The organism is Desulfoferrobacter suflitae (assembly GCF_022603395.1).
In the GTDB taxonomy this organism is placed as follows: Bacteria; Desulfobacterota; Syntrophobacteria; order Syntrophobacterales; family Syntrophobacteraceae; genus Desulfoferrobacter; species Desulfoferrobacter suflitae.
The window spans coordinates 1-22,180 of the sequence record NZ_JAIBKA010000014.1 but is presented as its reverse complement, the minus strand read 5'-3'; the positions used below and the strand labels follow the sequence as shown (position 1 = coordinate 22,180).

Below are 22,180 nucleotides of genomic sequence, written 5' to 3'. Positions count from 1 at the left end.
CGCCGTTTGCGCCATTCCCCTGTTCGCGACCAGGGCATCCAAAGCATTGTCGGAAGGTTACAGTTTGTGGTTTTGCTCCCCGCCACCCCACCCCCAGCGTCACAAAGTCAAGACCTGGATCATGTTGTTCTGAATTTCGGCGATTTCAAAACGTTTTGGAGTCGGTTTGTTGCCGGCGGGAGGAAGCGCCACCAGATCAGCAATACGAATCTGACTGGGTTCAATGCTGAGTGCCCAGATGCGTGCCGAGCAGTCCCCTGTTGCTCCCGCATGGGCAACACCTCTGAGGCTGCCGAAAACGATGATGTCGCCCACCGCGATGACTTCTGCACCGGGATTCACATCCCCCAGCACCACGCAATCCGCCGGCGACTCGATGCGCGTGCCGGAGCGGCAGGTGGACCGCACAATCATGGGGGTTACCTCCCGGTTGCGCGGGCTGGAGCATTGAGGAGCCGCTTTAGGGCGGGTGCGCGCCGGCTCAAGGGTGCAGACGAGATCTTCTCGCATCTTCACTTCGACCAGCTTCACACCGGCTTTTTCTGCCAGCAGGCAGCGCAGTTCGAGAATCTGGTCCGTTTGTAGTGGTCGCGCGCTAAGATCCAGGCTCATCTCCGAATGATAAAAGAAATCATGCGACTCATCCAGGCGGTGTTTCATGTAACGCATGATCTCCTGGAAAGGAGTCGTCGCATCGGGCACCAGGGTGAATCCGTCCCGGGTTGCTTTGATCTGAATCGGCAGTGGTCTGTCAGCATTCCTCAGCGGCAATTAGGGTCCTCCTGCGCCGGTATTGTGATTGGTTCCATTCTCCGGGAAAATGGTTTGCCTCAACTGGAGCCACGTCCTGAATCGAGGATACTGGTTGGAGGTGCGGTTCCAGGGTTGGTCGTAGAGGAGCGGTTGAATGCCGGCCCGGACCAGAAAATGACACGTTTCAAGTCGATCTTCAACGAAGCAGCGAACCCCGAGTTCCTGGAGAATTCCCAACTTGGCTTCCGGGGATCCGGTCGCCACCACCTGAATGTTTTCCGGCGCTACCTGCGGCAAAGTCTGCTGCAGCCAGCGGATGATCGATTCCGGCCAGATGCGCGCGGTGACAAAACGCAGGGGACCATGTTCGGCCAGCTCAGTGAGCACGTCGGGAGCCAGCGGCATGGGGGGAATTTGCAGGGTGTGCTCGTCGTCCAGAGTGAGACAGATGAGATCATCGATGATCTCTCGTTCCAGATTCAGACACTGGTACAGATCATAGCACGTCATGTGCTCTTTGCTGAGGTGGGATAATCCATACCTGGAATGAGCCAGCCTGACAAACACCTCCATTGTGTCGGCAACTACTCCATCTATATCAAAAGCCAGTTCTTTCGGCTCGATGGCCTCTCTTGTACGCATAACTATTGACTATTCTCCACACTGCATTCATCGGTGACACACGCCTGGGCCGGTTCGTCAAAGCGAAACGAGATCTCGTAGATGCCGTCTTCGAAATGGCTGTGCACAACATAGCCGACCTTATGAAAAATTCCCAGCATTCTGCGATTAGCCGCCAGCACATAAGCCGTGAAACCGCTGATGCCTTTACTCTTGGCTATCTGACAAAGATAGTGCAACAAAAACGTGCCGATACCGCCCCTCTGCCAGTCGGCCCGCACGGCAAAATCCACCTCGGCCATATTGCTTTTTTGGTCCAGAATATAGCGGCCCAGTGCCACTATGGTTTCATTGCCGATTTCACCGGTAACGCCCACAATGGCCATCTCGTGCTCATAATCGATGTTGACCATACTTTGCGTGTTGCGATGCGGGAACACCGTCATGGCGGACAAGAAGCGGTAGTAGATGTCCTGGTCCGGCAGGGAATAAAAAAATTCCTGCAGAGCGCGTTCATCGGTGGGTTTGACGGGGCGAAAAAATACCTGCCCGCCACCCGGAAATATCTGATAGGTTTCCCATTGGCCCGGATAAAGAGGTTCAAAGATGGGCGCAAGGATCTGGTCCTGGTAAACGTAGCGCAGTCGTTTGGCTTCCTCCAAAAGGCGCTCGCGAAATTTGGGGTGAGCTATGTTGATAAGCGCAAGGGCCCGCTCCCGAATGGTCTTGCCGTGCAGGTAGGCGATACCGAATTCGGTCACCACGTATTGTACCGTGCTGCGCGGGCTGACAACCCCGGCCCCGTTGGTCAAGTGGCTGACAATGCGGGATTTTTTCCCGTCCGGACTGGTCGACGGCAGGGCGATGATGGTTCTGCCGCGTTGCGCGTGCGACGCGCCGTGCATGAAGTCAACATAGCCGCCGATACCGCTGTAGACTTTATGGCCGATCGAGTCGGCACACACCTGGCCGGTGAAGTCGATTTCCAGGGCGGAATTGATGGTGACCATTTGATCGTTTCGGCTGATAATTCGGCTGTCGTTGACATAGTCGATGGGATAAAGCTCCACCTCCGGATTGTTGTGAACAAAATCGTACAGCTCTCTGCTTCCAAGGCAGGTGCTGGTGATGATCTTGCCCTGGTGAAAGTTCTTCCTGGAACCGTTGATGACACCTTTACGCACCAGGGAAAGGTGGGAATCGGTTATGATCTCTGCATGCACTCCCAGATCCTTCTTATCCTCCAGGTAGTGCAGCACTGAATTGGCGATTCGACCCATTCCCACTTGAATGGTCGAGCCATCTTCCACCAAGCTGGACACGTAGCGGGCGATGCGTTCGGCGACCGCACTGCGTTCGCGAAAGACAATCTCCAGCAGCGGTTCCTCGTATTCGACAAAATGCTGGATGCTGGTGACATGGAGAAAGCTGTCTCCCAGCGTACGCGGCATTTTGGGGTTGACCTGAGCCACTACCTGCCTGGCCGTTTCGGCTCCGGCCTTGGTGATGTCCACGGCGATGCCGAGGGAACAAAACCCATGGCCGTCGGGAGGCGAAACCTGCACCAGAGCCACGTCGATTCCAAGGGACCCTTCCTCACGAAAAAGTCTGGGAATCGACGAGAAGTAGATCGGCACATAATCTGCCAATCCGAAATTGACCGCCTTCCTGGATTTGGGTCCGACAAAGAAGGTGCGCAGACTACAGTGGGTGGCAAGATCCGACCAGTCTTCTGGAATGGCGCCTATGGAATGGTTTTGCACCAATTCCAGATCGCGCCGCCGTGCGAGCAGGGGCAGGAGGGATCGCACCAGGTGTTGCGGTTCGCCGCAACCGGAACCAATGAAGATGCGATTTCCATCACGAACTATTGAGTCGAGTACCGTATCCGCCTGAATCAAGCGTTCGCAATAATAGGATTTCCATCCATCCCCAAAATACATACAAACAACTGTCCCTGGATTTTGCTAACAAAACGGGTGGACGCTCGGGTGTATTACCCGGCTGCCTTGGCTGAAGCCAGTGAACATGTTTCACGGGTACCTGCACTTATAAAACAGAATTCCACAGATGGCAATCGACTATGCGATGCACCTATATTTTCTCCGCCCCTGCGGGATCCCAGGCTTTTTCTTCTAACTCTGCGCTTCTCCATATACAATGGGCGAAGGGGAGGCGGGCTGTTGCCACCCGGCTCTCTGCGCCAGCAAATCCAGATGAAGGGTGGTCCACTCCTCCAATGGAAAATAGACCGGATCGATCATTTCTCGCACATCGATCTGCTTGAAGTACGTCTTGCAGAGTCTGCAATAATGCACATGATATTGGGGTTCGTTCTCGGTGTACAAGTAGCCGAGGGATTCGTGATGCCGGTTCTCGCAGCTTGGGCACTGTATTCTGTAGAGCCCCCATTGAGTAGCACACCAGGAACAATAGGCACGACGTTCACCCTCGCCTTGCAGGGAGAGCAGCGAAGGCAGCGATCCGCACACCGGGCAATACCCCTTGAGCCAACTTGCGGGCACTGGGAACCTGTCTGTCAAGTCCTGTGCCGCTACTTCCAGAGAAGGTCGCAGGCTGCTGCGCGCGCAAAAAATGATCGAAGCGACGTCCTTTTCAGTAGTGTCCACCCATTCTTCCCACGGCTCCCATTCATGCTCCAGAAAACTTTTCCAGATTTCCTCCCTGTTTTGGGGCAGTCGGGTCAGGGCATCACGCAAAGCGCGGCCGGCATCGCGCAGCGGGAGATTGTCCGCTGGAATATTTTCTTCCAGAGCAGTCAATATTTTTTCCGCTGCATCCGTGTCAATGGGAAACTCCCATCGCTTCAACAGGGGAAATCCTTCGCTCCACCTGGTTTGAACCCGTTCGGGAGCGATGGAGGGCGGATCCAGTGCGAGGTTCTGCTTGACTTCGAGTTGCGCCAGGAAAAGCGCTTCCAATAGCGGATACAGGCTGCTGTACGCAGGTTTTGCAGACTTGGCCGAACTGATGGCCTGTTTGATCTTATCCTTTTCTTTATCCAACGGCCTTTTCAAAGAAACCTTCCTCACTAAAGGAGGGAAGCCGAATCGATCAGCTTCCCTCCTTTCGGTTTAAGCACATGCTAATGGGTCAGCGGCGTGATAACACCACACCATCCCAACTTGCCGCTGCCGGCCTATCCTGGCAACATGGCACGAAGTGCGCGGCTCGCCGGTTTGGTCATGCGTCGCATGGCAAGCTTTCGACCGATTCCCGAAGCCGCACTGGCGATGGCAAAATCGTGATACGCTTTGGGATCGTCGACCACCAGGTAAATGGTGCGAATTTCATCCGCATCCAGCAACTGCGCGTTGGGGAACTTGGCTTTCACCACTTCCAGGCGCTTGTTAGCCATAGCCATGATTTCCTCGCGGTCGCCAAAATTCATGGCGCCCGTGGGGCACACCTTGACACAGGCCGGAAGCAGCCCGGCACTCACTCGATCAAAGCACATGGTGCATTTGACGATGCGCCCATCTTCGCTCAGTCGAGGAATGTTATAGGGGCACGAATCCTTGACTTCATCGAAATTTGCTTCGCGTGTCTTGTCGGTATAGACCACGGCTCCGGTTTTTTCATCATGGATGACGGCCCCCTCCACATAAGCTTCTATGGCATCCTTACAGGGGGGTTCAATGCAATGGCGGCACTGGTCGGCAAAAAAATACCAGGCCAGTTTGCCGTTCTTGTCCACGCTTTCCGAGAAGCGCACCAGTTTATAGGTCTGGGCGTCAAGGTCCGGGGGGTTTTGATGACTGCCCGTGTTCTTGGTCATGCTGGCCCCGTTCTGGTTCCAGTTCTTGCAAGCAATCTGGCAACCGCGGCAGGCCGTACAACGCGTGGTATCGATAAAGAAACTTTTCCCTGCCATGGCTTACACCTCCTTCTTGCTTACATTGACCATAAACGCCTTGGTTTCCGGGATGCGGGTATTGGGATCCCCCACAGCCGGGGTCAGCAGGTTCGCACTATCGCCCCCATCGGGCGGCCATGTCCAGCCGTAATGCCACGGCAGGCCGACCAGATGGACTTCCTGGCCCAGTACGGTGAATGGCTGTAAGCGTTTGGTGACGATGGCTACGGCTTCGAGTTTACCGCGCGGTGATTCGACGATAGCCATGTCGCCGTTGTTGATACCTTTCATCCTGGCCAGCTGTTCACTCATTTCCACAAACAGTTGAGGCTCCGCTTCCAGCAGCCATGGCAGCCAACGAGTCAAAACTCCGGTCTGCCAATGTTCGGTCACCCGGTAGGTGGTGCCCACAAAGGGGAAACGCGGATCGCACGTCTTGATGATGTCTCTCGCGGTGCCGTAGACCGCCGCCACCGGGTTGGTCAGCTGTGCACTCAAAGGATTCTTTTCCACCGGGCATTCCAATGGCTCATAATGTTCCGGAAAAGGACCGTCCTTGGCCCCGTTCCCAAATATGGAAGCAACTCCGGCCGGCTTCATGATGAAGGGCAGTTTGCTCTTGTCATTGGCTGTTCCATCCGCGTTCTGCAGAGGCGGCCATCCGCCGTCGGGCACATCACCCGTCCATTTTCCCTTGCCGTCTTCAACCACCCATTGAATGACCGGCTTTTTGGGATTCCAGGGGTTGCCCTTGAGATCCACCGAAGCGCGGTTATAAATGATCCTGCGGTTGACCGGCCAGCACCACGACCACTTGGAATAGAGGCCGAGACCGGTCGGGTCGTCCTTCTCGCGGCGAGCCATGTTGTTTCCATCTGCGGTATAGCTCTGGCAGTAGAGCCAGTTTCCGCTCGAAGTGGAGCCATCATCCTGGAGCAGGGCAAAGGAGGGCACCAGGTCACCCTTCTTGTACTGTTTATCCTGAATGGTGACGTCTTTGGTGAAGTACCCGTTGATTGCCTTAGCCACCGAATGGGCGTCGAATTTCCCGTTGCTTATGTAATCCCACTTGAGATTGAGAACAGGATCCGGGAACGTAGCCTCTTTATCCTCCTTATAGAGAGCCCGGATTTCGTTAAACAGCTCAATGATGATGTCGCCGTCGGGAAGAGCCTCCCCAGGGGGTTCCTGAGCCTTATAGCGCCACTGACCCCAGCGGCCGCTGTTGGTGATCGACCCTTCCTTTTCCATATAAGCCGCGCAGGGCAGGAAAAAGACCTCAGTTTTGATCTGCTTGGGATCTACCCCGGGGCCCTTCCAGAATGATGCGGTTTCGTTTTCAAACAAGTTGACGACTACCATCCAGTCTAGATTTGCCATGGCGTCACGGTTCTTGTCCGCGTTGGCGCCGCTGCAGGCGGGATTCTGGCCCCAGCACAAGAAGCCTGAGAATTGCTTCTGGTACATGGAATCGAACAGATCCAGCCACGAATAGGTCTTGCCGTCTTCAACCTTGGGCAGCCAGCTGTAGCAGAATTCGTTTTCCGGTGTGGCGGCGTCGCCATACATTGACTTCAGCAGGCTTGCAACATACTTGGGCCGATTCTGCCACCAATTGGCGCTCAGAGGATCGTTGCTGGTGGGGGTATATTTCTTGTTGTACTCGGCCAGGGTCTGCAGTGACGCCGCGGGCGTCGGCAGGTAGCCGGGCAGAATGTGGAACAGCAAACCATGGTCGGTCGAACCCTGAACGTTTGATTCGCCGCGCAGCGCGTTGACACCACCGCCGGCGGCTCCCATGTTGCCAAGGAGCAGCTGAATGATGGCCATGCAGCGAATATTCTGCACCCCAACCGTGTGCTGGGTCCAACCCATGGCGTACATGATGGTGCCGGCTTTGTCTGGGACGCCGGTTGCCGCATAGGTTTCATAGACTTTGAGCAAATCGTCCTTGGGCGTGCCGGTAATGCTGGAGACTGTGTCCAGGTCGTATCTTGCATAGTGCGTTTTCAACAGCTGGAATACACAGCGCGGATCCTCCAGAGTTTTGTCCACTGCAGGCATGCCGTTTGCTTCCATCTTGAAAGCCCAGGTGGATTGATCGTATTTGCGTTTTTCCGCGTCGTATCCAGAAAACAGACCATCTTTGAAACTGAATTTGTCCCCGACGATGAACGCGCCGTTGGTGTAGTTGGCAATATATTCTTTGAAATACTTGTTATTGTCGATAATGTATTTGATCATTCCGCCCAGGAAGGCAATATCGGTGCCGGATCGAATCGGTGCATAGATGTCGGCTTTAGCTGATGTGCGGGTGAACCGGGGGTCCACATGGATTACCGGGGTTCCCGCCAGCTGCGCCTTGGTCACCCAGCGAAACGATATAGGGTGGTTTTCCGCGGCATTGCTGCCCATGATCAAAATACAATCACTGTTGGCGATATCGATCCAGTGATTGGTCATTGCGCCACGTCCGAACGACTCTGCCAGAGCCGCAACAGTGGCGCTGTGTCAGATACGGGCCTGATGTTCGATGTACACCAGCCCCAGGGCACGCAGCATGGCCTGGTAAGTCCAGCATTCTTCATTATCCAGCGCCGCGCTGCCAACCGAAACAATGCCGTCGCAACGATTGACCACAAGCCCCTTCTCATTCTTGGCCGTAAAGCTCGCATCGCGGCTCTTTTTGACGCGCTTGGCAATTTCTTTGAGGGTCCAGTCCCAACTCTTCTCTTCCCACTCGGAGGCGTTGGGAGCCCGGTACAGTACCTTGGTTATCCGCCGGTCATTCTGGGCAATCTGATATGCCGCGGCGCCTTTGGCGCACAGCGATCCACCGTTGATGGGATGGTCGGCGTCCCCTTCGGTGTAGACCACTTGTCCGGTCTGTGTGCTGGTATGGCAGATAATTCCACACCCGACGGCACAGTAACAACAAATTGTAGGTGATTCCTTAGCGTCTTTGGTGCGCAATTCCATGCTGAAGGCGTGCACGGGTCTGAGGTCAAACCCCATCCCGCTCAAGGCCAGCCCAGCGGTTGCCGCACCGGAGATCTTAAGGAAATCCCTTCGTGTCAACTTCATATGATTTCCCTCCTTGTCCACTAATTGGGTTCGCGCCTGTCTGCAGCAAGAGACCTGCGCTCTCTTTAGGCCTTGTCAGTCTGTCTTTGCGGCGGCTATCACCTCCTTAAGTGAGAAATCTTGCGGGTTTTTTGAAGTCAACGGAACTACGTACGGAGTCCGATGGCGAGGTGGTCGAGCAGGTTGTTCGGTCGGTAACATCCTGGATCGGCATTACTTATACGCACCTTTACATGGTTACGAGTATGTGCCAGAGCTCACACTCAATTTTGCAGAACTGCCCACTGCGGTGCCATATGCAATCTACTCTATGGCATCGTCCTTTGTCAACAAACGACACAAAAGAAGCTTCATCTGAAAATTGTTTCTCCCTGGATCGATCCTCGTTGGCACCCGAAGGATTTCACACGTTCGCTTTTGTGCGAGGTGATCATGCATCCACGCACTTGGATCTTTGCACGGGACGGTCGTGTCTTTCCTGGCGATCTCCGCCGGCAGACCAATGGGTATGGGCAAGGCCCCTCGGTGGGACGAAATGGGTGAGGGGGCGGTGTCAGTCAATGATTGTTTCACCATGCTGTAAAAGCTGAAACTCCCCGGGCGCAAGGCCGGCCTTGTCCATGGCCTGGCGGAGCTTTACCGGGGGTTCGTCCAGGGGTTCGTCCGTCAGGATGAAAGTGCCCCAATGGATAGCTACGGATTTCCTGGATGCGATGTCCTGATGCACCATGACCGCCTCTTGCGGGTTCATGTGATGGTGCTTCATGAACCACCTCGGCTCATACGCTCCAATGGGGATTGCCGCCAAGTCAAAAGGGCCAAGCTTTTGGCCGATTTCTTTGAAATGCGGGGTGTATCCCGAATCCCCTGCGAAGAAAAAGCGGTAGTCGTCCGAACATATCACCCAACCTGCCCACAAGCTCTTGTTACGTGCCAACACGTTCCTCTTACTCCAATGCTGGACAGGTACGGCGGTGATTTCCAGGTTGCCGTCGCGATGCTGCTGCCACCAATCCAATTCAACGACCCGATCAATCCCGCAGCGTTGGAACCACTGCTTGAGTCCCAACGGCACGAAAAAAGTGATTTTATCGCCGGAATCGCGTTGGTAGAGCTTTTTGACACTGTTTTTGTCGAGGGCGTCGTAATGGTCATGAGAAATGATGACGATGTCTATGGGAGGCAACTGGGCGAGAGTGAGCCCCGGTTCGACTACGCGTTTCGGGCCGGCCCACTGAACGGGCGAAGCCCTCTTTGAAAAGTGCGGATCGGTCAGGATGTTTCGCCCTCCCAACTGCAAGAGCAAGGTGGCATGGCCGATCCATGTGAGAGTTGTTTGTTGACGGTTTGAGCGCAAAAAGTGTGGATTGTTCTGCGCCGGCGGAAAATGATAGCTTTCGGGCGGCGGAATCTGCTTCCAGAGACGATCCCAGCGCCACCGCAAAAAATCCACGAAGCGCGATTGCTCGGTGAGGTGCACGTTCGTGAATCCGTCACCGGTGTGATGGGGCTTGCGCGATGTTGAAACCTGTGCCGTGCACCCGAGCAACATGATCCAGGCAAATGTGAATAGCAGGAGCAGACATTTGAGCACCTGTGCGCTGGTCAGAGCATGCATGGCGGTTGCTCCTTTCTCAGTGGATTGTCAGGCACCATGATAATCACTTGAAAAGAGGCGCGCAGGCACACACAGTCATTTATTGGGGCGAGAGCGGCGTCACTCCTCGGACAATCTCCTGTATGGCTCCGTCTATTTCCTGCGTCGTGGTGAAGCGGCCTACCGAGAACCGAACGGTTCCCATGGCATATTCCAGCGGCACACGCATGGCTTCCAATACACTGGATAGTGCTACATGGTCACTGTGGCAGGCGGCTCCCGCTGAAGCAGCCACACTCTCCAATTGGGAAAGCAACCTATTGGCTTGCACTCCCCTGAAACTCACATTGGCGGTGTTGGGCAATCGCTTGGTCGGGTGCCCATTGATGCGCAGTCGGGGAAAGGCTTCCAGCAGACCTAGTTCCAAGCGGTCACGCATTGTCCGCATGTGTCCCCGGTAGGTGTCGAGATGTTCATGAATCATCGCGCACGCTTCCCCGAGGCCGACTATTTCGATTACGTTTTCCGTTCCCGCGCGCCGGTTCATTTCATGATTCGCTCCATGAATCAGCTTTTCCAGGTCGACGCCCGTGCGCACGTAAAGCACTCCGACCCCTTTGGGTGCATACAACTTATGACCTGCGATGGAGAGCAGATCCACCCCCAGGTCATCCACCCGTACAGGGATTTTGCCGATCGCTTGGGCCGCGTCGGTATGCATGAGGATCCCATGACGGCGGGCAATTCCGGCGATCTCTTCAATGGGCTCGATGGTTCCCACCTCGTTGTTGGCATGCATGATGGTGATCAAGATGGTTTGCTCGGTCACCGCCTGCTCGACCTGCTGTGGATCGACAAGCCCATGTCCATCCACCGGCAGATAAGTGACGACAAATCCTCTTCCTTCCAGATAGCGGCAGACTTCCAGTACGGCGGGATGTTCTACGGCCGAAGTGATGATATGATTTCCCCTGTGTCGACGCGCCCAGGCCGCTCCTTTTATGGCGTAATTGTTGGATTCCGAGCCGCCGCTGGTGAAAATGATCTGTTCGCTTTCCGCATGCAGCATGGCCGCGATTTGCCCGCGGGCTTTCTCGACCGCCTTCCTGGCGGTGACCCCATAGACATGGGCACTGGAGGGATTGCCGAAATGTTCATGAATAAAAGGCAGCATCGCCTCTGCGACCCGCGGATCGATGGGGGTGGTCGCATTGTAGTCCAAGTAGATCGGCTTCATGATTCTCTCCGTTCGGTGGCAGGTTGATTACAGACTCTGCAGATAGATCATGACGGCGGTATTGTAGTTGAGATAAAGCTTCTTTTCGAGTTCTTTAATTGAATTTGAAAATCCCCGTCCTGTGGGCGGGGTCAGAGTTGTTTGGCTTGGCCTGAAATAAACCTGCTGCTACACCTCCATTTGGATTGTCCCCACAATTCAAAATGAAGGAGTAGCGGGTGAGCAGGTTTAGGAAAACATCGCATATTGTCTGGCATTGTCAATACCGGATCGTGTAGGTTCCAAAGTATCGTTTGCGAGTGTTCACTGGTCCAGTGGTGCGCGAGGTCTACGAGTGCATTCAAGTGTTTTTCGGCCGGTTGGGCAGTGAAGTGATTGAGCTCAATGTAGAGCCCGACCACGTGCATCTGCTGGTGATGAACCCTCCAACCCAAGCCCATAGGCCCACACACGCTGCCATTCGTTTACAACGCACCGCCTGGAGTTCGGTTACGACATCCGCACTGTTCAAGAGCTCTTGGGCCACCAAGACGGCAGGACCGCTATGGTTTACAGCCATGTCCAGGTATGGCGGATAACCATCTTGACGCAGAAGGCCAGACGCTTGCGCATGCCTTGACCATATTGACAGAAGGAAACCGCTTTCATGAGGGGAAACCCTAGATGAGTGACCGCAGTGAGTATCCGTCGTGCTGTTGGCGAAGGACGAGTGGAAATCGCACCGCAGGACAAGATCATTAATCATCGGCAGCAGGTCGAGCGGATCTTGCATGACATCGGCTTTCCGGAAGCCCTTGTCACTGACGGGAGCCGCTCCTCGGATTTTCCCCTCGAGGATACCGACTACGCGCGGTTGACCCGCGAGTATGGCTTCGAGGTTGGCAGGCACGACCGTATGGCGGCCGTTGCGGAGCGACTGGCCGGGCTTCGATGCTGAAAGAATCAGGTAGAGGAACACGTTTTGAAAAAGCCATTGAAAATAGATGATGATTTCACCCCATGCCGTGTTGATGCCGGAGATCAGCTGTATCCAAACGGCATTTTCGTATTTAACATCACAAAAATGATCGAGTACATTCAAAGGAACCCTGAGAGCTTTGCTGTTGAAGAAGTAAGTGTGAGCGATTTCTCCCAAGCTTTTTCATCCATAAACGAGTCTCATGTGGAATCAGTCGACATTTCAAGACCGGTAATATTGGCAGAGATATGCCCTGGACGATACAATCTGATCGATGGCCACCACAGAGTGGAAAAGGCTCGCAGGATGGGGATAAATAGCATCCGAGCGTACAAGCTGAGTGCTCACCGGCAGATGAGATTCTTGATCGACGAAAAAGGATATGTGGCATACGTGGAATATTGGAACGGCAAACTGAAAGGCCCCGGGAAGATTGGCCGTTCCAACAACAAGAAGGATCGTCGAGCCAAACACTCGGCCTAAGGGGATCGCTCTCGGCTCCTCTTCGTTGGAAAGAACCCGTCAACGGTTTGCAGCCGCTGCAACCGGACGTTCGTCAAAGGAATGGCTCATCTGTGACGCTCGCTTTACCCCAGCTCTGCATGTCGGGAATCCAAGGTGAAAACGACCGCGTACTTCAAATACATGCGGAAGAGGCCAGACCGGGCTCCAATACAAAAGGAGTGGATAGCGCGTGTGATCCAGTCCCCACGGAAGACCGAGATTCAATCCGACGGGAGAATTCGGAAGTGGGGGTGGATCAAAGAAGAAACCAAATTCCTTCGGGTCATATTGCTGGAAGATGGCGAAACCTTTCACAATGCTTTTTTCGACAGACCCATAGATCTCGACGGGCAGGGAAACCTGGTGAGCATGACCATCGAGCACGCACGAGCCAACGCCCGACCAGAGGAATTCTCGTTCCAGCCATGTAGGTTGGGTTGAGCGCAGCGAAACCCAACAAAAAAACAAGACTGTTACGAAATCAGCAAACGGATGCAATACCGCAGAGCCAAAATAGAGGGAGGGACGTATTTTTTTACCCTCGTGACTCACGGGCGGGCAAATCTATTCTCCCATCCTGAGAACATTGAATTGCTGAGGCGGGCGCTCAAAGAGGTCATGGGCCGTCATCCGTTCCGCATGGATGCCGCGGTGGTGCTGCCGGATCACCTGCACTGTATCTGGACGTTGCCCGAGAATGACATGGATTTTTCCAAGCGGTGGCGCTTGATCAAGAGTTATTTCAGCCGCCGCTGCGGGAACCAATGCAGACCGCCAACAACACCGTCGAGGTTGCAGAAAAAGGAGCAGGCCGTCTGGCAGCGCCGATTTTGGGAGCATCTCATGCGGGACGAACAGGATTTTTTGCGCCACGTGGAATACATCCATTACAACCCGGTCAAGCATGGGTTGGCGAAGGCGCCCAGGGATTGGAAATATTCCAGTTTTCACAGATACGTGCGGCGCGGGGTGTATGATCTCGATTGGGGCGCGCATGAGCCCATGGAATTTGATGCCGCGGTGGGGCGAGAATAGGTGTGAGCATTCGCATTCGTTCCGGGCGCTGCTGTGGCGGTGGGGGTGTTGGGTTTCGCTGCGCTCAACCCAACCTACGGTGCTACCGAGTCTGTGGGGGCGAAAAGGACGTTCTTGAATTGGTTTTCAGTAGCGGAGTTTGGCTTGCGCGGCGCTGTAAGGTCGCAGCACCAGAAACCGGGGGAAAATCATGCCGGTGCACAACGCTGATATCGCCAAGATCTTTGCCAAGGTGGCGGATCTTCTGGAGATCCAGGGGGCCAATCCGTTCCGGGTGCGGGCCTATCGAAACGCTGCAAGGCAAATATCCAGTCTTTCTCGAAGCGTGCGGGATATGCTGGAACAGAATAAATCCCTGACGGATCTGCCGGGCATCGGTGAAGACCTGGCCGGCAAAATAGAGACGATCGTCGAAACCGGGACTCTGCCTTTATTGCAGGAGTTGATGAAGCAGTCGGCGCCGGAACTGGACGAACTTCTCAGGATACCCGGGTTGGGCCCCAAAAGAGCACAGACGCTTTTCAAAGAACTGCATGTCACCAACTTGGTCGAACTCCGCGGGGCCGCCGAAAAGCGAAAAATTCGGGATCTTCATGGATTCGGTGAAAAGACGGAGAAACAAATTCTGCAGGGGCTTGAACAAAGAACGAGTGAACAGAGAACGAAGCTGGCTGTCGTGGAAGAAGTGGCGAAATCCCTGACGGAGTATCTTGATGCGTCTAACGCGACAAAAAAGATTATGGTGGCGGGCAGCTATCGGCGCAGGAAAGAGACCGTTGGGGATCTGGATATCCTGGTTACCTGCCGGCAGGGCTCCCAAGAAAAAGTGATGACCCGTTTCGTGGAATACGACGATGTCGAACAGGTCGTATCGCAAGGCAAAACGCGTTCCACCGTCATCCTGAGGTCCGGTCTGCAGGTGGATTTACGCGCCGTTGCGGCGGTGAGCTACGGTGCAGCGCTGCACTATTTTACAGGCTCCAAAGCTCACAACATCGCAGTTCGCAAAATGGGTCAGAAGAAAAATCTTAAAATCAACGAATACGGTGTATTCGACAATCGAGACAAGCGGATTGCCGGCAAGACCGAAGAAGAAGTCTATGAAAAAGTCGATCTCCCCTACATAGAACCGGAGATGCGCGAAGACAGAGGGGAAATCGAGGCGGCCAAAATGGGCCGACTGCCTCAGTTGATCACACTCGATCAGATACTGGGAGATCTGCACTCGCACACCAAGGAAACGGACGGGCGTTACAGTCTGGAGGAGATGGCGGAAGCAGCGCAGAAGGTGGGTTACAAATACCTGGCCGTTTCTAATCATTCAAAGCATTTGACTGTCGCCAAAGGGTTGGATGCCAAACGATTGGCTGAGCAGATCGAGAAGATAGATGCTCTCAACGAAGACTTTGAGGATTTTTTGCTCCTTAAAGCCATCGAGGTGGATATCTTAGAGGATGGCTCCCTGGACTTGCCCGACAGTATCCTAAAGGAGCTGGATTTGACCGTGTGTGCGGTGCACGATAAACACAACCTCCCGCGCGGAAAACAGACAGAGCGGATCATCAGGGCCATGGACAATCGGTATTTCAACATCCTGGCTCATCCGACCGGCAGATTGATCAATGAACGCAGACCCTGCGCAGTGGACATGGAACGGCTGATGGATGCGGCAAGGGAGCGCGGCTGCTTTATGGAGCTCAATGCCCAGCCGGATCGGCTGGATCTCAATGACATCTACTGCAAAATGGCGAAAGAGATGGGAGTCAAGATTGCGATTTCAACCGACGCCCACGGCGTCGACGATTTGCAGGATATGCGTTTTGGTGTCTATCAGGCGCGCCGCGGATGGCTGGAAGCAGAAGATGTTTTGAACACTAAGAGTTGGACGGAACTGAGAAAACTATTCCGTCGGGACAACTGAGGTGAAGGGATGAATTTTAAACTGTTAAGGATCCTGTCGGAAAACAGTACGAAATCGATTACGGGTTGTTTGTGGGAGAAAACTTGCAGAACGGCGATGAGTCGACTGCGGTTACTCGTTTTAGCTCTCCCTGCCAACCGAGCTCTCGCCTGCCCGATGGAGCTGAAGCCTGGCGAACAGAGGACCTGTGATTTCAAACAGCGCGGTACTGGCGATCACGATGGTGAGAACAAGATCGCCGTATTCTGGAAGGCGTTGCTGAACCAGCAGCGCGAAGCCCAGTGCCACGCCCGCCTGAGGCATGAGGCACCAGCCGATCCGACGCCTGACAGACTGCTCGGCTCCGCACAACACGCCCGCGACCCATCCGCCGAACACAAGTCCTGCAGCACGGGCCAGTACGTAGACTCCGCCGATCAGTCCAATTTTGGGGAGTTGTCTAATATCAAATTTCAGCCCCGCAAGGATGAAAAAGATCGCCAGCAGGGGCTCGCGGAGGTGTTCGATTTCCTTGAAACACTGTTTTCTCTTCGACAGGTTGACGACCACGACGCCGAGCACTATTGCTGCAAGCAGGTAGGAGACGCCGATCATGACAGCGATGCCGGTTTGAAGGATAACCAACCCCGAAGCCTCGATCAGGGTGAGCTCCCCCCCGCGAATCCGACCGCTGATCCATGCCATGGGCAATCCCATCGCAACGCCAAGCAGCAATGCTCCGAACACTTCCCACAATCCGGTGAACAGCTGGCCGGTAGCAGCACCCGCTCCCCCGACGGCCGTGGCGGCCACCAGCAGTAAGCTGAACGCGATGACCCCCCAGGCATCGTCGACGGCTACCACGCCCAGCAAGGTATCGGTGAGTTTGCCTTTGGCCCGGACCTCACGAACGGTTTCGAAAATGGCGGCCGGTGCTGAGGCCGGGGCGATTCCCGCAAAGATGAGAGCCAACGCCGGGTCTCCGCGCAGAAGATAGACGGCCGCAAAGACCAACAGCGCCGCCGCTATCGTCTCACCCAAAGAGATCCCCAACACCTGCTGACCCTTTTCCTTGATATCCTGCCACCGGAACTCCTCGCCCAAGAGAAAACCGATGATCGCGAGTGCGAGATGTGCGACGAATGGAAACCAGTCAGTCACTTGGGAAGGCACCAGAGCAAAGCCGCCGGGACCAAATATCACACCCAGGAGCAGCAACAGAGTCACTCGTGGCACATGAATCAGCGGGCCGCTCAGATGCGCCAGAAAACCACCCATGAGCATCGCGCCGAGCACCAAGAGCTTCCATCCATCTACTGTTTCCATATTCACCCTCGAGGACTGAATTCATCAATGCGCCCCTGTACCTCACTATAGGTATCTGCATTCTCAATTCAAGGGAGCAGGGTGGTGGGCAGTCAGGAGTTCCGCTTCTTATGGTATCAAAAAGCTATTTCTTATCACCTCACCTACTTGTCAAGCAGCAGAAACGTTGGGGGCACCTGATTGGCAGGTTTCTTGCCGACCCGTGCCTTTAGAGCCACGCCTCCGGTTTCATGCCACACTTCAGTGGCCCATGGCCTGGTGTAAGCAGTGACAAAAAACAGGGCCTCTCTGCCCGGCTCCATAGGAACAAGAGGTGTTGCCGTTGCCTGAATGGCTCGAGCGCATTCATAGTCCTCCATGAAGAATTTGTTCTCGCTCAGCGTCAGGCTCCAGTCCTGATTTGCATTGCGAACCTCAAGCCTAATTTCAGCTTTTGTAGGAAATGTGTTCTCTACCCGGAAAGTGAAAACCGCAGGAGAAGCTGTGTCGTGAACTCGGATGTTTTTTTGGGCAAAATTCGAGCCACCTGAGAAACGGATATCGTAACCGTAGTCAATTGTCACCAGGATGCAGCCATGCGTCTCCTCATCGGGAAGATCTGGAGGAACCCAGTCCATTGAGACTTCCTGCACGGTGTTTTTTACGATGTTTATTATCTGGCTGCCGATGTCATAGAATTTAGGTATGCCCGCTGTAAAAGGATAAAAGCCAAAGCTGATTCTCACCCTCTCGGCATCCTGTGGTCCATCGTTTAGAATGCGCGCGAAAATCTTGTTGGGAACTCCGGTGGTGATGTTATCTCCGTTACGTTCGCTTTGCGTTTCCACGGCATGTGAATAATACCATGGACTGCTCGGATGGGCCGTGTCGTCAAAACCTCTGAATGTGAGATCGGTACGTCCCTGCTGAGCAGAAGGAGAGATGTTTGTGAAAGCTGCAAATGCATCGATCTCGCCAAACCCCCAGTATTGATCCCAAGTAGGTGCGGCCTTGGGATAAGCCACGGTCGTGTCGGCACTGCCTTTATTTTCGGCGCTACGGATCAAAAGATCTTTGACGCTGCCGGAAGCTTTATTGGCAAAGTCTGCCATCTGCGGGTTATAGTCCAGCACAAGGCCGACTAGTCCGGCGGTCATGGCGGTCGCAATGGAGTTGGAAATTGCCGTACCGCTCTCGCCGCTGGGCATGATCACTTCCGGTTTAAGATCGTCCAACTGATCAATGTCTCCGTCATTTGCCCGGGGACCTTTGACAAAAGTAGCGGTGTCATCCGCCCTGTTGACTGTATTATGAATGTCTGCGGTGCTGACGCCGATTGCCCGCGTTGCAGCGCCTGGACCGGTCACGGCGACATCGGCGCTGTTTTCGCCGCAGCCGGCCACCACCAACACGCCGACCCCGGACAGAAGATCCAACATTTGCTGTCGAGCTTCTCTGCCATCCAATTGAGCACTGCCGGAAAACATCAGTGTGATCACGTTGATGTTCCAGTCGGTTTTCTTTTCGTAGATTTTTTCGAGTGCCCTGAGAAGCGCCGTTTCATCGACGCCATTCTGGTCGCCCACTTTAATGTCGATCAGGCTGGCGGAAGGGGCCAAAGAACCTGGGCCAAAAACCCATGACGCCATCCAGGTTGCGTGGTCAACGACGGGATCCGGCGCCGGGTTTTCTTCGGTGTTGGTGAGGCCGTTGTATCCATGAGCGGTCGCAAAAGAATTGTCAACGCCGGTATCAAGGAAGGCGATACCCACCCCACTGCCGTTGAGTGTCGCAGGCCACCCAAACATCCCTTCAAGAGTACTGGTGCCGTAAAAGGCACTGTTTTGAACCTTGGTCGCCCGATAATTGTCTGCCAGCCACTTGTCGGCGCCGGCCAGCTCCACCATGGCCACCTCGGGGCGAGCCGCAATTGTTACGGCTTCCCCCCGATCAATCCCAGCCACTATCACAAAGCTGAGGTATTTGCCCACATGGGTGATGTCTCCGTATGTGCGAAGGAACTGAATGATCTGACTTGTGCTCGGATCGCCGATACATTGATTTAAATCGACGATCACCTTCATTTGGCCGGATTGCGTCTCGATGAGGTCGTCCACGAAGTTGTGGTTGGTGTCCCGCACCCAGTTGTGGAGTTTGCCGTGTTCTTTCCATTCTGCAGGGGTCCAGGGAGTAGCGAATGCCGGAGCAACAAAAAAAGCCGCAGCGACCATTACAAACAGACATGAAATAGGCCTTCTACTCCTCTTTGTCATGGTGCCCTCCTTTCTTGATCTCTCTGAAAACGGACAGGTATAATTATTACGTCCTTGCTGATGCCTCTGTTTTTGCGTTCGCCAACAGGGAGCTTCTTGGCTAAGGTGCTCACCTGGTTCTTCGGCTCATATCAAGCAGCGATGCGCATGTGCCGCCTGCATTTTATGTTGTGAAATGCTTTCAATCGCCAAGGAGCAACAGAAACACACCGGGATTGACGGAGGATTCCTGTACAACCACCTTATCGAGCCAGCCGCAATCGGAGCCGGAAGAAACCGACCAATCCTTTTCATAGGTCCAGCTTATACCGTGAAGTCCCGCTGGGATGGTGTATGTTTCTTTCTCCCAGCCCGTTTCCCCGCTTATTTTGTCCCTGGTAAACCCGTCTATTTTGAACTCAAGAAAGTCATAATTTTCTTCCGAGGAGACCTTCCAGTAAAATGTCAATGTTGCAGGGCCAGTGACCTTGGAGAATATCGAGACTGACTCGCCATGGGTGATGTCCCCACTCTGGGCGGCATCACCATCGTAATAGTATGTAGCGAACTGGATAAACCAAACAGCGGTTACATCTCCGATGGTGAACCACTGCAAAAAATTATTGTCGACGGCTGGTCCTATGCCGTTTTCAAGAATAGATACGGAGGGGTCGCCATAAAGATTATAACCGAATAGATTTTTCCAACTGTCCCATTTCCAATCGCCGTTCTGGTTGACTCCCATGTCGCTTTTCACATCGAAAAGGGCCTTTCCTGCCGTTTTATTTGATTTTATCAACTCCTCACCGTAGTAATACCCAATGCTTGAATCATCGCAGTAGTATTTAAGCCATGTACCCCAGTTGCCACCTGCGTACCAGCTGGTTCTGTTGGTACTGAGTGTTGCAATGGCTCCATGATAGAGTAGAGATTTCCCCAAATTGTTGGAAATTTCCGGTTCACCGTTCCGGCAGGAAGACTGAAAGACAAAGGAAGGGTAACTGTCGTTCAAGGAAGCGACATCGGAGCTGGTCATAACCGTTCCATCCCAGTGGTCTCCCCACCCAATCCAAGTCTCGGTCGGGTTTCCATGGCCCGCCCACCAGACGGCGCCATATTTATTCGCACTCCATCTGTCTTTGGTTTTCCCACCTCTTAACTCTTCGTCACTTGCAAATATGGAATTGGCTTCAGCATAGGCAGTTCCCTGTTGGTACATTTTCCAGTGCAAAAAACCCGCGCCTGCTAGATATCCGGAGACCATGGCCTCACCAAAATAGGCCTTATCCGTCGTCGGGTCCTGAAAAGGCATAGGTAGGAGTGCGTTTCTTCGCCAGAATATGTTCGTCTCATTACCGTAATTCACGATTTTCGTCAGAACGGAGACCAGGTCATCCGAACTGGAGTAGAACGGAATTCTCCCAACATAGACCTCGTTGACGAAATCAACTCCCCCGGGACCGCTATCATCCTCGTATTCGGCAAAGACCCCATCGCCGTCAAGGTCCCAGTTCCCTGTCAAGTCCGCATAAAAATAGTCACTTCCGCGGCCCAGACACGTTTTCATGGGGATGTTTCCAACAGTATCATCCGCTATTTCCGGGTCATCGGGATCGGGGTTGCCTATCAATAGAACATATTCAATACCATAGCTCAGGTAGTGATCCTGCAACCACTTCCTGATCTTTTCAGCGGTTCCGTTAGGATATTGACCAACCAGACCTCCAAACTCGAACTCAGTGACAACAAGAGGTTTGTACCCCTTATTTTTTAAATGTCCTACCAGATCTCCACTCAGGTACCAACTGTAGGTGTACTTTATGGTGCTGGTGGTGATGATGATATAATTATAAATTGACGATGCCGTGGCGGTTTCCTCAGCGGCTTTGTACCAATCCAGACTTTCAGAAAAATTCATGATCATTTCTTTGGCTCTGCTGTCCATGACATTATCGGTAAGTTCGGCCTGTGACACCGTTTCCATTCCTTTCCTCAGATATTTCACTGTCACCCCTACCTCAGGAATGGCGTTCACATGTCTAGTCACTGGATTGTATTGAAAAGGGGTGTACCTTATTCTGACTAGTCTCCATTTGCGCATTCGGGAAAACCCTAAATTCTCAACTGGGTTCTCCGGAAAGAACTTGTCCTGTTCGAAGACCTCCGCAGCCTCGCCATGCGAGATCTTGTTGTCCATTCGAGGCAACAAAGGAGGCATCTTGTTAATGTTGTATTGCCCAAGAGGGGTTTTTCTTTTGACGATATATTCAACCTCTTTGGTTTGTTCGTCCACATCCGGAGGTACTGCTATCCAATAGAGCTTGCTCGGAAGATCGGGATAGCCCGGTACGGCGTATGAAAAATAGCCCTCGATGGAGATCTTATGAGATGCATCCTCATGCATTCGAGCTTCAGAAGTCGGAGCCTCAAAATTATAGACCTGAAAACTCATCTTCCCTTCAGACAGCATCGGTATGAACGTTAGAAAAAGCGAGATGAGGTAAATAAGTCGTCTGCAAAAGTCCTTCATCTTCGACCTCCTCAAAATTCGTTCCCATTTTCTGGCTTTTTTGTCAGTAGGGCCGCCCCCCATGACAGCAGTTCATTTTTTTGTTGGGCATGCAAAACACAAAAGGCCGATAAAGGACATCGACAAACCTTTGGAGATGCTACCCTTTTATTCAAAAACAAATTTACTCGTATGGCGTTTTCGCAATTGAGTAAGGATATACGGCCAATAGCTTGAACTCAGTAAAACCGAGATAGGCAGCATCAGTGGAAGAGGTGCAGGAAGAAATTGTCACTTATTATATGGAAATTTGGGGCACGGAGTCAATCGGAAATAGCATTCCCCCAAGAATACAACGCGATGGGCCGCCTAACTACACCATCGCATGACATGAGCCGTGGCACGAACTTGCAGTGCCGAAGGCACATACAACGAGTGCATAGGTATTCAATGGCTGTTCGGCACCGATACCCCCAAACTTACATTCCGCAGTTGTGCCGGTGATGAATGGGTAATTATGAACTGCGCCAGCCATGTTACCTCTGAAG

Annotated in this window: 17 protein-coding genes and 1 pseudogene; 7 read left to right on the top strand and 11 right to left on the bottom strand. The window is 53.5% G+C overall.

Going from position 1 to position 22,180, the window contains the following annotated elements; translation table 11 throughout:
- Positions 1-99: 99 nt before the first annotated feature.
- The 8 genes from minC to K1V27_RS19830 form a co-directional block, all read right to left on the bottom strand.
- A complete protein-coding gene (gene minC, locus K1V27_RS19865) occupies positions 100-771 on the bottom strand; it encodes a septum site-determining protein MinC (RefSeq protein WP_258931803.1) in 672 nt (223 codons plus the stop codon).
- The gene (locus tag K1V27_RS19860; RefSeq protein WP_258931802.1) at positions 772-1,395 is read right to left on the bottom strand and encodes a 5' nucleotidase, NT5C type; all 624 of its coding nucleotides are present in this window, start codon (positions 1,393-1,395) and stop codon (positions 772-774) included.
- A 2-nt stretch (positions 1,396-1,397) separates the two neighbouring features.
- Entirely contained in the window at positions 1,398-3,317 is a 1,920-nt protein-coding gene (locus K1V27_RS19855) for a bifunctional acetyl-CoA hydrolase/transferase family protein/GNAT family N-acetyltransferase (RefSeq protein WP_258931801.1), read from the bottom strand.
- A 192-nt stretch (positions 3,318-3,509) separates the two neighbouring features.
- Positions 3,510-4,412: a formate dehydrogenase accessory protein FdhE gene (locus K1V27_RS19850; RefSeq protein WP_258931800.1), complete on the bottom strand. Its 903-nt coding sequence runs from the start codon at positions 4,410-4,412 to the stop codon at positions 3,510-3,512.
- 122 nt (positions 4,413-4,534) lie between these two features.
- On the bottom strand, positions 4,535-5,269 hold the full coding sequence (locus K1V27_RS19845; RefSeq protein WP_258931799.1) for a 4Fe-4S dicluster domain-containing protein: 735 nt from the start codon (positions 5,267-5,269) through the stop codon (positions 4,535-4,537).
- 3 nt (positions 5,270-5,272) lie between these two features.
- A complete protein-coding gene (gene fdnG, locus K1V27_RS19840; protein ID WP_258931798.1) occupies positions 5,273-8,335 on the bottom strand; it encodes a formate dehydrogenase-N subunit alpha in 3,063 nt (1,020 codons plus the stop codon).
- Positions 8,336-8,888: 553 nt separating this feature from the next.
- A complete protein-coding gene (locus K1V27_RS19835; RefSeq protein ID WP_258931797.1) occupies positions 8,889-9,953 on the bottom strand; it encodes an MBL fold metallo-hydrolase in 1,065 nt (354 codons plus the stop codon).
- 79 nt (positions 9,954-10,032) lie between these two features.
- Positions 10,033-11,169, bottom strand: a complete 1,137-nt coding sequence (locus K1V27_RS19830; RefSeq protein ID WP_258931796.1) for a cysteine desulfurase family protein — start codon at positions 11,167-11,169, stop codon at positions 10,033-10,035.
- A 218-nt stretch (positions 11,170-11,387) separates the two neighbouring features.
- On the opposite strand from K1V27_RS19830, the pseudogene tnpA reads away from it, so the two are divergent.
- The 7 genes and pseudogenes from tnpA to polX form a co-directional block, all read left to right on the top strand.
- Positions 11,388-11,585 (top strand): annotated as a pseudogene (tnpA, locus tag K1V27_RS23200) (IS200/IS605 family transposase); the annotation flags it as partial.
- Between the two features lie 62 nt (positions 11,586-11,647).
- A complete protein-coding gene (locus K1V27_RS19820) occupies positions 11,648-11,788 on the top strand; it encodes a hypothetical protein (protein ID WP_435051685.1) in 141 nt (46 codons plus the stop codon).
- Between the two features lie 57 nt (positions 11,789-11,845).
- The gene (locus K1V27_RS19815; RefSeq protein ID WP_258931795.1) at positions 11,846-12,106 is read left to right on the top strand and encodes a hypothetical protein; all 261 of its coding nucleotides are present in this window, start codon (positions 11,846-11,848) and stop codon (positions 12,104-12,106) included.
- 24 nt (positions 12,107-12,130) lie between these two features.
- Positions 12,131-12,610, top strand: a complete 480-nt coding sequence (locus K1V27_RS19810) for a ParB/RepB/Spo0J family partition protein (protein WP_258931794.1) — start codon at positions 12,131-12,133, stop codon at positions 12,608-12,610.
- A 213-nt stretch (positions 12,611-12,823) separates the two neighbouring features.
- Positions 12,824-13,072: a hypothetical protein gene (locus K1V27_RS19805; protein ID WP_258931793.1), complete on the top strand. Its 249-nt coding sequence runs from the start codon at positions 12,824-12,826 to the stop codon at positions 13,070-13,072.
- Positions 13,073-13,123: 51 nt separating this feature from the next.
- Positions 13,124-13,666, top strand: coding sequence for an REP-associated tyrosine transposase (locus K1V27_RS19800; protein WP_258931792.1), 543 nt, complete (start codon positions 13,124-13,126; stop codon positions 13,664-13,666).
- Between the two features lie 190 nt (positions 13,667-13,856).
- The gene (gene polX / locus K1V27_RS19795; protein ID WP_258931791.1) at positions 13,857-15,587 is read left to right on the top strand and encodes a DNA polymerase/3'-5' exonuclease PolX; all 1,731 of its coding nucleotides are present in this window, start codon (positions 13,857-13,859) and stop codon (positions 15,585-15,587) included.
- Between the two features lie 120 nt (positions 15,588-15,707).
- Here the strand turns inward: polX and K1V27_RS19790 are convergent, their stop codons facing one another.
- The 3 genes from K1V27_RS19790 to K1V27_RS19780 all read right to left on the bottom strand — a co-directional run bounded on the left by K1V27_RS19790 (position 15,708) and on the right by K1V27_RS19780 (position 21,653).
- Complete coding sequence (locus K1V27_RS19790) at positions 15,708-16,892, bottom strand: cation:proton antiporter (RefSeq protein WP_258931790.1); 1,185 nt, start codon at positions 16,890-16,892, stop codon at positions 15,708-15,710.
- A 143-nt stretch (positions 16,893-17,035) separates the two neighbouring features.
- Positions 17,036-19,144: a S8 family serine peptidase gene (locus K1V27_RS19785; protein ID WP_258931789.1), complete on the bottom strand. Its 2,109-nt coding sequence runs from the start codon at positions 19,142-19,144 to the stop codon at positions 17,036-17,038.
- Positions 19,145-19,325: 181 nt separating this feature from the next.
- Positions 19,326-21,653 carry a C25 family cysteine peptidase gene (locus K1V27_RS19780; protein ID WP_258931788.1) on the bottom strand — a complete coding sequence of 776 codons (2,328 nt, stop codon included), beginning with the start codon at positions 21,651-21,653 and terminating at the stop codon, positions 19,326-19,328.
- Between the last annotated feature and the right edge of the window lie 527 nt (positions 21,654-22,180).

Coding starts and splice junctions, on each gene's coding strand:
- K1V27_RS19800 (WP_258931792.1), top strand. CDS start 13,124: ATGCAATACCGCAGAGCCAAAATAGAGGGAGGGACGTATTTTTTTACC.
- K1V27_RS19835 (WP_258931797.1), bottom strand. CDS start 9,953: ATGCATGCTCTGACCAGCGCACAGGTGCTCAAATGTCTGCTCCTGCTA.
- K1V27_RS19790 (WP_258931790.1), bottom strand. CDS start 16,892: ATGGAAACAGTAGATGGATGGAAGCTCTTGGTGCTCGGCGCGATGCTC.
- K1V27_RS19860 (WP_258931802.1), bottom strand. CDS start 1,395: ATGCGTACAAGAGAGGCCATCGAGCCGAAAGAACTGGCTTTTGATATA.
- K1V27_RS19845 (WP_258931799.1), bottom strand. CDS start 5,269: ATGGCAGGGAAAAGTTTCTTTATCGATACCACGCGTTGTACGGCCTGC.
- K1V27_RS19830 (WP_258931796.1), bottom strand. CDS start 11,169: ATGAAGCCGATCTACTTGGACTACAATGCGACCACCCCCATCGATCCG.
- K1V27_RS19780 (WP_258931788.1), bottom strand. CDS start 21,653: ATGAAGGACTTTTGCAGACGACTTATTTACCTCATCTCGCTTTTTCTA.
- polX (WP_258931791.1), top strand. CDS start 13,857: ATGCCGGTGCACAACGCTGATATCGCCAAGATCTTTGCCAAGGTGGCG.
- K1V27_RS19855 (WP_258931801.1), bottom strand. CDS start 3,317: ATGTATTTTGGGGATGGATGGAAATCCTATTATTGCGAACGCTTGATT.
- K1V27_RS19785 (WP_258931789.1), bottom strand. CDS start 19,144: ATGACAAAGAGGAGTAGAAGGCCTATTTCATGTCTGTTTGTAATGGTC.